General features: G+C 40.4%; 5 protein-coding genes. 2 read left to right on the top strand and 3 right to left on the bottom strand.

What is annotated here, in order from left to right:
* Nucleotides 1–113: 113 nt before the first annotated feature.
* Entirely contained in the window at nucleotides 114–1,484 is a 1,371-nt protein-coding gene (locus tag MSKOL_RS09460; RefSeq protein ID WP_048155611.1) for a hypothetical protein, read from the bottom strand.
* 682 nt (nucleotides 1,485–2,166) lie between these two features.
* Here MSKOL_RS09460 and MSKOL_RS09455 point away from each other — a divergent pair.
* Together MSKOL_RS09455 and MSKOL_RS09445 are read left to right on the top strand one after the other, a co-directional pair.
* Nucleotides 2,167–4,932 carry a HEAT repeat domain-containing protein gene (locus MSKOL_RS09455; RefSeq protein WP_048155606.1) on the top strand — a complete coding sequence of 922 codons (2,766 nt, stop codon included), beginning with the start codon at nucleotides 2,167–2,169 and terminating at the stop codon, nucleotides 4,930–4,932.
* A 1,615-nt stretch (nucleotides 4,933–6,547) separates the two neighbouring features.
* Nucleotides 6,548–6,949 carry a response regulator gene (locus MSKOL_RS09445; RefSeq protein WP_048155599.1) on the top strand — a complete coding sequence of 134 codons (402 nt, stop codon included), beginning with the start codon at nucleotides 6,548–6,550 and terminating at the stop codon, nucleotides 6,947–6,949.
* A 149-nt stretch (nucleotides 6,950–7,098) separates the two neighbouring features.
* On the opposite strand, the gene thiI is transcribed toward MSKOL_RS09445, so the two are convergent.
* Both thiI and MSKOL_RS09435 read right to left on the bottom strand, forming a co-directional pair.
* Nucleotides 7,099–8,409, bottom strand: coding sequence for a tRNA uracil 4-sulfurtransferase ThiI (thiI, locus tag MSKOL_RS09440; protein ID WP_231592159.1), 1,311 nt, complete (start codon nucleotides 8,407–8,409; stop codon nucleotides 7,099–7,101).
* Between the two features lie 248 nt (nucleotides 8,410–8,657).
* The gene (locus tag MSKOL_RS09435) at nucleotides 8,658–12,122 is read right to left on the bottom strand and encodes a tetratricopeptide repeat protein (protein ID WP_048155593.1); all 3,465 of its coding nucleotides are present in this window, start codon (nucleotides 12,120–12,122) and stop codon (nucleotides 8,658–8,660) included.
* Nucleotides 12,123–12,681: the final 559 nt, after the last annotated feature.

The raw sequence follows: 12,681 nt of genomic DNA, 5'->3' as shown, positions 1-12,681 counted from the left end.
TTATAAAAATTATGCAATATAACTAAGTAGATTAATTGAGCTGAGTAGGCTGAATGTTTATAATTATTTCAGCCTCTTGCAGCTTATTTATAAACGTTTTACATAGCCATAACTTATTCTTTTTCCAGCCCGTCAAGATATGGAGCAAGTGAGGATAGCGCCTCAGCTTTTTGGGACTCGGATTTTATTCCGGACGCCATATTAAGGGCTTTTTCAATAATCTCTTCTTTTCTGGGTTCGTCCAGGTATGGGAGAACATACGAGAGAGCTTCGGGCCTCATGTCCTTATCTTTAAGGCCAAAAGCTAATTGAAGGGCTTGTTCAAGCACTTCTTCTTTTTTCTGCTCATTTAGATATGGAATAAGAGATGAGAGAGCCTGTACCTTTTGATAGTCAGAGAAAATTACCTCTATGAGTTCAAGGGCTCTTTCAATAATAGCTTCATTTTTTAACCCGTAAAGATGCGGTACAAGCGAGGAAAGTATCTGGAATTTCGTGTCTCCATATTGGAGATGGTGTGAGAAGCAAAAGATATTTTCAATAAGCTCTTCTTTGCCTGGTCCTCTCAGGTGAGGGAGAAGTGAGGAAAGGACAAGGGCTCTTTCGTTCTCATCCTGAATATGGGAGGTAGATTCAAGGGCTTTCTCAATAGATTCGGCTTTTTTTGGCTCGTCCAGGTACAGGACAGACAGGGAGAGGGCCTGTGACCTTAAATCTCCATACTGGATCCGGGAGGCAAAGTCAAGGGCCTCTTCCATAATCCCTCTTTTTTCCGGATTTTCCAGACTTGAGATTGTCATTAAAAGAGCCTTTGCTGTTTGAACCTTATCTTGAATCTCGTTATCTGTTTTTTCAACGTTGGCTCTTGCAGAATCTGTTTTTGTGATATGTTTAATCTCTGCAATTTGCTCAATTCGTAAGTCGCTGGGACTCTTTTCGCCTGTGGCTCCCAGACCAGTAACAGGTTTTTCGGTATCTGGCATTCCTTCTCGCTCCATACCCTGAGAAACACCTTTTCTTGTTACGAAGACCTCAAGCAGCCTGTTAAATTCGTCAAACACCTGGATTCTATCAATCAAAGTTTGTTTTGAACCTTGTTCCGAGGTTTGTTTTATAATCCTGGACGAACTATCTTCGGTCATTAGCTTCTGTACTGTTTTATAATCCATAAAAGACGAAACTTCTTTAACTAAATCAGGGTTTTTTTCAAGCAATTTTAATATCTCCTGAATAAAAACTTGCCTTACATCCATATCCGAGGGAGCAACAATCATATCTGCGGCGGCTTCTTTTAATTCCGTGCATTCTGTTGAACACAGTTTTTCCCAGAGCTTTCTTTTAGTCTCCCAAACTCCAGACCCCACTTTTTTGCAGGCTTCTTCAGCCGCTTTTTTAGACCCAACAACCAGATAAGGAATAACAGGTTCGATAAAATCTACTATTTTTTGTGCCAACTGTTTAATTATTACGTCCTGTTGCCGCATTATTTCAGCCTTCTATTTTTATATCCTATCGGATACTATAATTCACAATTATATAAGTACATTATAATTCAGCGTGATACAGGCCCATAGTTAAACAATTTTGGACTAAAAGAATTAATTTGTAATGGCATAAATAAACAATAATATAATGCAATATATCTTTGATTGAGAACCTATCTGATACCCAGAGGTATTTAAGCTTTTTGAAAGGTTAGAAAGTGTAAGCGAAGGTTCGTCCCGCTATTAATTGTTTACCTTACACTTGAAGAAAAGCAATGTGTAATCATATGTGCATTTAAATCTCCTCCAGAAAACAACAGGGGGGAAATTGCATGTTTTACTTTTCCTGAGTACAAGGATCAGGTGTCTCTACACGCAGTCCAGGCACTTATACGGATATAGCATTCGACGAAAAGCCAAGAAAACTGTATCCTCACCTTTTGCTTTCTACTTAATAAAAGATATTTTGTCCATATGTCCGGTTAGTTTATCCAGTAATGGTTTTTAATAATGGTTGCAATTAATTTCTGAAAGACGGCAGTAATTTCCGGTTAGACACTAATAATTTTTACTTCCAGCTAAAATCCAGAATCAATACTTATATGAGGGAACCTGCCAGATTGAGAGAGTAAATAAAGGATATTTAGAGAGGACAGCATTATAGCAAAGTTGGTGGGAATTCTTGAGTGAGCAGCCAGATATACATAATAAAGTTTTCAATCAGTCTTCGGATGAGAGAATAAAGGCTGCAAAGCAGCTGGGAACTTTTTTTGAGGCTTTGCCTGACAGAAGACAGGCTTTTGAAGATCTGTTAAGGCTTTGTTCTGACGACGATGAAGCAGTCCGGGAAGAAGCCGTCAAGTCACTTGTCGCTGTTTTTCCTAATGTCCCGGATAGGAAGCTTGTATGGGACAAGTTTGTGAATTTGACAGCTTATCCGGCAGAGTCCGTAATGATCGCTGCAGCCAGTGCTCTAATAAGTGTTTTTTCCCTTATGCCGGACAAAAACAGAGCATGGAAAGATCTTGCCGGGCTGATAAACTCCAGATCAAGCATGGAAGATGTAAATAGGGAAATTGTCAGCTCACTTCAATATTTAATAAAGGAAATTCCTGATAAGGTGCAGGTCTGGAAAGATCTGCTTGAAATGGGAACCTCAGAATATTCTTATGTGCGTGAGAAATCGACTTTGCTTTTGAGCCTTGTTTTTCCGGAACTGACAGACGAAGAAAAAGAAGAAGCCTGGGACGAAGTACTTGAACTGGCTAGCGAATCTGCGGATGAAAAAATAAGGGAGCAGGCTACCCGGACTCTTGGAGTTATTTACACACAGATGCCAGACGAGATGAAGGATGAAACTCTTGAGACTCTGATGGAACTTGCAGTATCAGGAAACCCTGAAGTCCAAAAAGAAGCCCTTCTGGCTCTACCCTCGGTTTTTTCTCATATCCCGGATAAGAAAACAACATGGTGTGACATCCTCAGGCTTATAGATGACGAGAATGAGTATATTCGAAAGCAGGCTATCGATGCCCTGGTTTTTATTTTCCCTGAGATGCCGGACAAGAAAAAGGTCTGGACTGATTTCCTGAGCCTGGCAAAAGCCAGAGATCATTATATCAGGAACATGGCCGCTGATGCGCTTGTATCCTTATTTTCAGGTATGGATAATAAAGACTCACTATGGAAGGAGCTCATTGAACTCTCAGGTAATGAGGAAGAAGGCAAGCAGAGTACAATGGTTAACATTCTCACGAAGACTTTTCCACATATTTCCTGCAAAAGAGAGGCATATTCCGAGCTTGTACGCCTGGCTGAAATGAAGGATAGCCCTGTGCTCCGAAAGGTTGTGGATACGCTTACTTCTGCTTATCCGGAGTTATGCAGTATACCTGAGGTAAGTGAAGTGGAGTGGGAAGAGATAAGAAAATGCAACTATGGAGAGCAGGATAAAACCTGGAAAAATAATTCAGGAGAACTGGAGAAACTCTGGGAGGAGTATGAATCGGAGGGAGACAGCAAACCCGAAAAAGAAGGTGAATTTAGAGAAAAACAGAAATCAGGGGAGAAATCAGGGGAAAAAGAAAAAACTGGAGAATATGAAAAAACTGGTGGTCTCCAGGTTGAAAAAACAGAAGACAGAAAACCAGTCTCTAACCTTTTTAAAAAATCAGTGTCTGATAATTCCGGGCTTGAAGCCGAAAACAGGGCATACGTACGAAGAAAAAATATGACGGATTTATTTACTGGGTCAGTCTCTGGTCTTTCAGGTGAAGAAGAAGCTGTAAATAAGCTTATTAAACTGGCTTCGGATCCGGATCCTCAGATGCGAAGAGGCGCAATAGAATCCCTGCTTGCAGCCTACTCCCGAACCGGCAAAACACAGGATATCTGGAACGGACTGCTTAAACTGACCGGGGAAGAGGAGACAGACACCAGAAGGGATGCTGCAGACCTGCTTTCAGAGGTTTTTCCAGCGGTTGAGGAAAAGTCCACAGTTTTTTTCGACCTTGTAAAGCTTGCTGAAAGCCAGGATGTCCGGCTTCGGAGGAGAGCTGCAGAACTTCTTGTTTCTGCTTTTGCCTATTGTGAAGATAAGCAGGCAGCCTGGAACGAACTTGTAAGACTTGCATCATCTGAAGACCGCGAAGTCCGGAAAGGAGCGGTTCTTGCCCTATCTTCAGGCTATGTAGAGGTGCAAGATAAGGAAAAAGCCTGGAAAGACCTGTTAAGTTTTTCCGATCACAGCGACAGTTTTGTACAAAGGGCGGCAACACAGACTCTTGGACCTGCTTTTTTCTACATGCCTGATAAAACCCAGGCCTGGAGAGACCTGCAGGCGCTTACTGACAATCCTTACGTTTATGTCCGAAGGTATGCTTTCCGCTCGCTTGGAAGAGCTTCTCTCTGGAGGGCGCTAAGGGCAGAAAATGAAGCTACTTATATTTATGGGCTGAAAGAAGCCGTCAATTACTTTAAGGAAGCATTCGAAGCCTCTGTTGGCTTTCATATTCCAGAATTCTATTATCCCTTTTATCAAGCGCTTTTATTCATCCTTTTCAGCGACCGGCCTGGTATAGCAAAATCTGAAAGTGAGCGATACTTCTCAAAAATGACAGATGAGGTCAGGGAGCAGGCTGAAAGCCAGGAACTACTTGAGATCTTTAAACAGTTTTCAGGGCTTCTTACACGCGCAGGTGAGCTCTCTCCTGGCAACCTTTCAGGACAGAAAAAACTGCTTGAAACTTCAATTCTGCTTTTTGATCAATTTTCAGGCCTCTTTGGAAAAAAAGAAGAAGAGGCTATTTTCACCCAAAAAACCGTGAAAAAAGAAAAAACTGTGAAAAAAGAGTATTCGAACCTTGGCAAAGCTCTTCTTGAGCGGGTAGAGAAAAAGAAGGCAGCCTTAACAAAAGACCGTAAAAACAGAATTTTTGACCAGAAATGAGAAGTTTCAAGCCATTTCAAAAATGTCTTGCCCGCAACCCTTTTCAAAAAAGGCTTGACCGAAAACCCTTTTCAAAAATGTCTTGCCCGCAACCCTTTTCAAAAAAGGCTTGACCGAAAACCCTTTTCAAAAAAAGCTTGACCAAAAACCCTTTTCAAAAAAAGCTTGACCAAAAACCCCAAGAACCGTTTGAGTTGATAACCTTATCCCCAAACCCTATTGGCGTGATCAACCGGCGCAACGGTTGCAAGTAAATGGTTTTGGAGGTTTGCCCGAGAGTGTCTGCCCTCGAGCAATATTCAGCATGAAAATACTGCCATCCACAAGCACTTTCATTGTTTGTGCATGTTATTCAAAGAATATCATTTTCGTTTAGTAAGGTTTTAGTAAGGTACTACATGGTTTTTACAGGATTTTTAGAAGTTTATACATTTACATGATTTTTAGTGTTTTATCCATTACATGTTTTTGGAGATTTGCTCGAGAGTATCTACCCTCGAGCGATATTTGATAGATATTGAAAACCGGATTGTGTTTTTAAAATTTTATTTTTAAGGCTGCCAATTTTCATTCTTCGTCAATTGCACTGACGTACCTGGGAAACAGGAGCATGTAATTTTCCTGATAAGATTTCCCATCTTCATTAATATCAAGAGTCCATATTATCTCAGGTGTTCTTGCTATTGATTTTTGTTGAATCGTCTAATACCTCCGAACTCAATTTCATTTTAGAATCTGCTCTTTTTCAATTTTGGTGCACGTCTCCAGGGAATGTTCATTCCCGAGACGAACACCAGCTTATTGCATGTCTGTTTGCACATAGAGGATTGAATTTTCCCACCTCTAACTAAACTCGAAAACTAAGTAAGGATATGGATTTGGGTAATGGATCTTAGCTTCAGAGATAATGTAAATATAAAAATAGAAATATTACATTCATTTTACAGTTTGTGGATAAGGATCTCAAACTCAAATGGTCAGGGTTTTCGGTCAAGCCTTTCATTAAAAAGCTTGTGATCACGCCGACCACGTTGTTGTTGCTGGAGTTTTCGGTCAAGCCTTTTTTCAAAAGGGTTGCGGGCAAGCTTTTTTTGAAAAGGGTTGTTATCACGCTAGGGTTAGAGGATAAGTTCTTCAAATTCAAACGCTGTCTTGTTTTCTATCAAATAGTTTTACAAAAGGTTTGCAGTCAAGCTTTTTTTTGAAAAGGGTTGTGACACAATCACTGCTCCAGTTGATTGCGCCGAACATATTGTTGCTGGAGTTCTCGCTCAAGCTTTTTTGTAAAGGATTGTGCTCAAGCAGTTTTTAAAAGGCTTCCGGGCAACAGCAACATTAATAAAAAAAGAATTTATAATAAATGTATAATTTTTGGTGGTCATACGTAAACCTGAGAATAAGAAGATTGGGAAGTTTATTACTCTGCAACTTATATAGCTTATAGCTTGCAGTTATTTCGTTAAAGGGGAAAATCGAGATAATCGGGTGCAGTTCTAGAGATGCGTGACTTTGAACATGTAGTTATAGAGAAGCGCGATTTTAGAAATGTTAAAAAATAGTAAATGAACAAAAAATAGAAACACAATTCAAAAAATACAAAAGACGGATGACAAAAATGGACAAAACAAAAATTCTGGTTGTTGAAGACCAGACTATTGTGGCCCTGAACATTAAAAACCGACTAAAAAATTTAGGGTATGCTGTTCCGAATGCTGTGGGTTCAGGGAAAGAAGCAATAAGAGAAGCTGAGCTTACAAACGCTGATATCGTTTTGATGGATATTATGCTAAAAGGAGATCTGGATGGAATTGAAGCGGCACGAATTATTAAATCACGCTTTGGCATACCCATAATTTACCTTACTGCCTGTACTGATTTTGAGACCCTCGAACGAGCAAAGCTAACAGACCCCGAAGGATATATTTCGAAACCTTTCAAAGAAGAAGACCTGTGTAAAAATATAGAGACCGCTCTTCTGAAAAGCCGGTCAAAAAAGAAAAAATCAGAGAGCTTTTAGAGCTCAAGTTAATGATACAATAAATTAGTTTAAAATTTTAAAAATTAATTTAAATTAGTCAAAATTAATTAAAAGTATTAAAAATTAATTAAAAGAATTAAAAATTAATTGAAAGTATTGAATATTAATTGAAAAAACCATCACTTTTTTCAGAGCTTCAGGACTTTTGCTGCTTTCATAGCATTGAAAACCATAGTTTCGATATCCATTTTTTGTTCTTCAGTTACAACAAGGTCGTAGTTTGCTCCTATTTCAGGCCGTTCAGGCACAGCGGTGCAACTGCCTGCGGGTTGACTGGAAATATCATAAGTTCCGATTTTGCGGGCAATGTCTATTATCTCTGTTTTATCAAAGGCGATTAAGGGATGATAAATCGGGATAGCAAGCTGATAGATTTCAGCATACATATTGGCAGCCGTCTGGGAAGCTACCTGTCCCAGGGAAGAACCAGTGATAATTCCGCTTGCACCTTCTTTTTTCATAACCTCATAGGCTTCTCGGTACATCATGCGTTTGCAGAGAAGACAGGTATTTTTTCGGTTGCAGATATCGATAAAGGTCCGAAGATTGGGGCCGTGAGGGAGCTCATAAGTCTTAAACTGATGCCCTGGAGCCCACTTCTGGAGTTGACGAATACATTCAAAAGCGCGTTCTCTTGCGGCATTCTCGGCATAGGGCGAAGTATTGCAGTATACCGGAATAATCGTGACTCCGCGCTTCATCATAAGCCAGGCTGCAACCGGAGAGTCAAGCCCGCCGGACATTAAAACAACCATACTTCCCTGCGTGCCGAGAGGAAGACCCCCTACGCCTTTGAATGTTTTCAGATAGACGTAAGCGAGATTTTGCCGCATTTCGACGAAAACTTCCTTATCAGGAGAGCTCAGGTCAACTCTAGGGTGCCTTCCTTTTTCTTCCAGAGCACTCCATACGGCATCTCCGCAGGTTCTGCCTATGTCCACTGAAGAAAATGGATGGTTCCCGCTTCTTCTGGCCCTGACGGCAAAAGATTCGCCTTCTAAAATCAGGTCCTTAGCCAGGGTAGCACATATACTGGCTGCATTCTCGAGGGTAGGTTCAGTCGTCAATGCAGGGGAAGTAGAGACAATCCCAAAAACGTCAGCAGCTGCTGCCGCCGCGCGGAAATCCGTAGTCTCGATAAATATTCGGCCCCATTCCCGACGTATCTGGGAATATGGAATATCTCGAGAATCCAGCATTGCCGCAATATTCTTCATCAGAATCTTTTCATACCAGTTCCGAACTCCTGTGCTTTTAAGAGCAAGTTCGCCATACCGAACTATGACTACATTATATGGAATTTCAAGCTTTAAAGAAGAGGGGTCGAAACCGGGGTTATCCGGGTTTTCGATATAACCTTCCAGTGTATGCTTGTTTTCTCTCGAGGTATGAGCATAAGCCTCAGGCTTTGCCTCGATCTCATTGGAATTGTCTGTCATGGATACTTAGGTTAGGGTAGCATAAAGCTTAAAACTTTCAGGATAAAAAATTTTATTTGCAAAAGTTACAGAGTCAGTAAGCCAGAAAAAAGTTAATAAAGCAGGTTAGTAGCATAAAAAACAATAAAAACAAATTGTGCCGGTGTGCATTTATCTGCATACCGGAAAAGGTTTCTGATTTTCAATTTTTCGGATTTCGAATTTTAGCCGGGTTCTGTAATACTTCATTCTTCACTGCTATTTTCTCTTCACTCATCAGGTTCAGGAACATACCAGTAATCTGGATCTTCACTTTCCTGTCCATCATCAAGCTCCGTATTATAATTGCTGCTATTATTATTGTTGCTATTATTATTGTTGCTATTATTATTGTTGCTATTATTATTGTTGCTATTATTATTGCTGCTATTGCTATTGCTGCTATTGCTATTGCTGCTATTATTATTGCTGCTATTATTTTCCGGGCTGTTAGAGAGTTCAGTTATCTTTCCTGATTGAGGAGGCACAGTCGTGTTTGTACTTACATTACCTGAGACGTTTTCTTCTCCGCCATACCATCTTGAAGGAAGGGAGTAATTCAGAGCACTATTGTAATATTCAGGAAGGAAGAACTTAGTTCCTCTTTTTTGCAGAGCCTCCGCAAAACCGGGATCGATTTCATCTAGTTTTGACTTGCATACAGCAGCCTCATCTAGTTTCTTTAGAGTATAAAGTGCAAACCGTTTATTGTAGAGGGCTGAAGGTGAGTTCGGGTTAATTGCAAGTACATTGTCATAACATGAAACTGCTTCTTCAGTTTCTCCCATCATGTTATGAATGTATCCTTTGTTATACCAGGCTGTGATACAATCGGGTTTAAGCTGTACTGTTTTGTTGAAACAATTAAGGGCTGCTTTATTGCTGCTTAACGTGAGATAAGTGCAGCCCTGGAAATACCAGGCTGTAACATTATCTGGACTGTACTCCAGAGCTTTATTGTAACAGTCAATAGCTTGCTGGTATTTTTCCAGCTTGTAGAGCGCAAAGCCTTTGTTATTATATGCATTCAGATTTCCCGGATCCAGCGCAAGAATTCTGTCGTAACAGCCTACTGCCCCCTCAAAGTCTCCGCTGTTCTCCAGAGCTCTTCCCTGTTTGTAAATTATCTCTCTGTTGTCAGGTGAGATTTCAAGCATTCTATCGTAACATGCAGCAGTTTCCTGATACCTGCCAAGTGCCTCAAGTAAAGAAGCTTTCTCAGCCAGGGCCTGGAAATTTTCAGGCTGAAGCTTAATTATTCTGTCGTAATCTGCGAGCGCTTCATTGGGTTTATTGGATTTCGACAGAGCAAGAGCCCGACTTCTGAGAGCCTCAAGGTTTTTAGGCTCAGATTTGAGAAGTGTGGCGTAACAGGAAATTGCCTCGTCATACCTGCTCAGGTTCGAGAGGGCAAGACCTTTTCCAAGTAGGGCATCCGAGTTGCTGGAGTTTAGAGCAAGCAACTGGTCATAGTAACTGACTGCTTCTTCAAGCTTTCCAAGATCATCTACAGTAGAGGCTATCCCATAAAGGGCTGTACTTGACTGAGGGTCAAGTTCCAGGGCTTTTCTGTAGCAGTCCAGAGCTTCCTCACTTCTGTCTAACCTATCAAGTATCGAGCCTTTTTCATACCAGGCCTCGGCACGTGCAGGATTAATTGCAAGTACCATATCATAAGAAGTAAGTGCATCTTCATACATTCCAAGTTTACTGTAGATTGAGGCCTTTCCATACCATGCAGCATCGTAACTGACCTCGGGGCTAAACAGGTCCAGATCTTCGGAAGGTTCGGCAAGGTCTTCTGGACTTGAGTATTCATAGTTCAGAAGATAAGCCCAGAAACCTCCAGAAAGCACCTGGGAAGGATTGGAATCTGCACTATTGTTTTTAAAGTGTTCCAATACTGGAGTTTCTGTTGAGTCCTGTTCCATGTTTTTGTTTAACTTGAAGCGTGCAGCCGAATATTCGGGATCAATCAGGAGAGTCTGGTTATAGCATTCTGAAGCTTCTTCATGCTTTCCAAGTTCATCAAGAGCAAGCCCTTTATTGTACCATGCAACTGCACTGCTGGGAACGGCCCCAAGGACTTTGTTGTAACATGTAAGAGAGCTTTCGTATTCTCCAAGTTTCGCCAGGGCAAAAGCCTTACCAGCCCAGGCAAGTGTATAGTTTTCGTCAATCTCGAGAGCTTTATCATAACTTTCTACTGCATCGTTGTATTCTTTGATTTTTGAAGAGTCTAAGCCTTTCTGATACCAGACTTTAGCATATCCGGAACCCAGTTTTAGGGCTCGGTCATAGCATTCAATTGCCTCTTCATATCTGCCAAGCTTTTCCAGGTCCAGTCCTTTCATATACCAGACAACAGCATGTCCGGACTCGGTTTCAAGAACCTTATCATAACAGTCAATTGCAGATTCGTATTTTTCAAGCTTATCAAAAGATAGGGCTTTCTCGTACCAGATCTTAACTGTAGATGATTTAAATTCAGGATTTTTGGGATAAGACGGAAGTGCAGCTTCATAAGCGCTTAGCTGTTCGAGTGAATCACTTCCGATTTCTTCAACCTGAATCCCTGTGTCCGGGTTAAGCGCCTTATCATAGCATGCTATTGCAGCGTCATACTGACCTGTCTTATTAAGCAGAGAGCCTTTACTATACCAGGCCTCGGAATTGCCAGGATTGTAGACCAGAACCTCGTCATAACATTGAAGAGCTTCTTCATTTCTCCCAAGTCTTTCAAGGCAGACACCCTTTCTCTGTATAACATCAAGATTTTCAGGCTCTGAAAGAAGAACAAACTCGTAGCAAGTAAGTGCCTCATCATAAATTCCCATCTTTTCAAGGTTAACACCTTTATTATTCCAGGCGTTTACCATATCCGGATTAAAAGAAATTGCTTTGTCATAACAGCCTATTGCAGTTTTGTAATCACCGGACTTATCAAGAACCACTCCTTTTTGATACCAGAGTTCAGCATTGTCAGGAGTGATACTAAGAGCACTGTCAAAGCATTCAATTGCCTCAGGATACTTTTCAAGGCCGAGGTAAGCCATTCCCTGCATCTGCATAGAGCTGGAAGAATTGGAATTCAGTTCGATAGATTTGTCATAAGAGTTCAGAGCTTCCTGATTAAGCCCCAGCTGCCCAGAAGCAAGAGCTTTTCGATACCACACTGTGGAGAGATAAGTATTGGCAGCAAAGCTTTTGTCATAGCAGTTGACAGCCTCAATATATTTCTCTAGCTCAAGCTGCTTGTTACCCTTATCATACCAGTTTTCGGAAGAGGCCGGAAAAGTCGAAAGGGCCTTCTCATAACAGCTGACTGCCTGATCATTCTTTCCCAGTCCGACCAGAGAACGTCCTTTTCCATACCAGGCCAATGAGGAATTAGGATCGATCTTAAGTGCATCATTATAGCAGTTTATAGATAATGAATATTTTTTTGTAAAGTATAATGCATTTCCCTTATCAATTAGACCTTCTATAGAAGATGGGCGTTGTGCCATATTCTCATAAGAATCAGGAGCGACTTCAGTTTTTTCATAAACTTCATTCCTCTCATTTTCTTCTGCAATCAGTTCATTACCCATAATAGCTCCTGCTACAGATAAAAAACCTGAAAAGAAATATAACATCAATGCAAGGAGAATAAAAGATCCGACAATCAAATTATTTTTCTTAACTGAGCTCATTAAATACCCCTGTTTATTCTAATGAGTTCTTATGAAGACTTTTCACAAAGAGTATCAAACTATCATTATACTCTATATTCTGTACTTTCTCTATACCCTGCGTAAGCGCAAACAATTAAAGAATAAAAGTAACTAAATAAAATCTTTTTGTTCCACTCGTGGATAATTTAGTTAGTTCGAGAGATCAGTCTCATTCATTACCATTTAATTTTAGCAGTTAATCCATATAAAATTTATGGAGTTTATAAATACCCCTCAGATCGCTCTTATATTTAACTCAACAGTATATTATGGTTAGAGAAATAACGTGATATTGTCACATTAACCCATTTTTGTATATATTACAGCCTATTTCCACCCAAATTTCCACCCAAATTTCCACCCAAATTTCCACCCAAATTTCCACCCAAATTTCCACCCAAATTTCCACCCAAACATAGTTAATTTTAAATATTTTTACCCTGTTGTGTTCGTTTTTTGTTTTTATTTCCGGCTTATTAAAACTTTCACTATTTTCACTGTCGTTAATTTTTCCTGTCTAAATTTGATACTTGCCAGT

It is taken from the genome of Methanosarcina sp. Kolksee, from assembly GCF_000969945.1.
In the GTDB taxonomy this organism is placed as follows: Archaea; Halobacteriota; Methanosarcinia; order Methanosarcinales; family Methanosarcinaceae; genus Methanosarcina; species Methanosarcina vacuolata.
The sequence above is the reverse complement of the archived record's forward strand: the minus strand, read 5'-3'. Positions and strand labels throughout refer to the sequence as shown.

Excerpts from the sequence above, each read along its gene's own strand:
- MSKOL_RS09460 (WP_048155611.1), bottom strand. The coding sequence starts at position 1,484 with ATGCGGCAACAGGACGTAATAATTAAACAGTTGGCACAAAAAATAGTA.
- MSKOL_RS09445 (WP_048155599.1), top strand. The coding sequence starts at position 6,548 with ATGGACAAAACAAAAATTCTGGTTGTTGAAGACCAGACTATTGTGGCC.
- MSKOL_RS09435 (WP_048155593.1), bottom strand. The coding sequence starts at position 12,122 with ATGAGCTCAGTTAAGAAAAATAATTTGATTGTCGGATCTTTTATTCTC.
- thiI (WP_231592159.1), bottom strand. The coding sequence starts at position 8,409 with ATGACAGACAATTCCAATGAGATCGAGGCAAAGCCTGAGGCTTATGCT.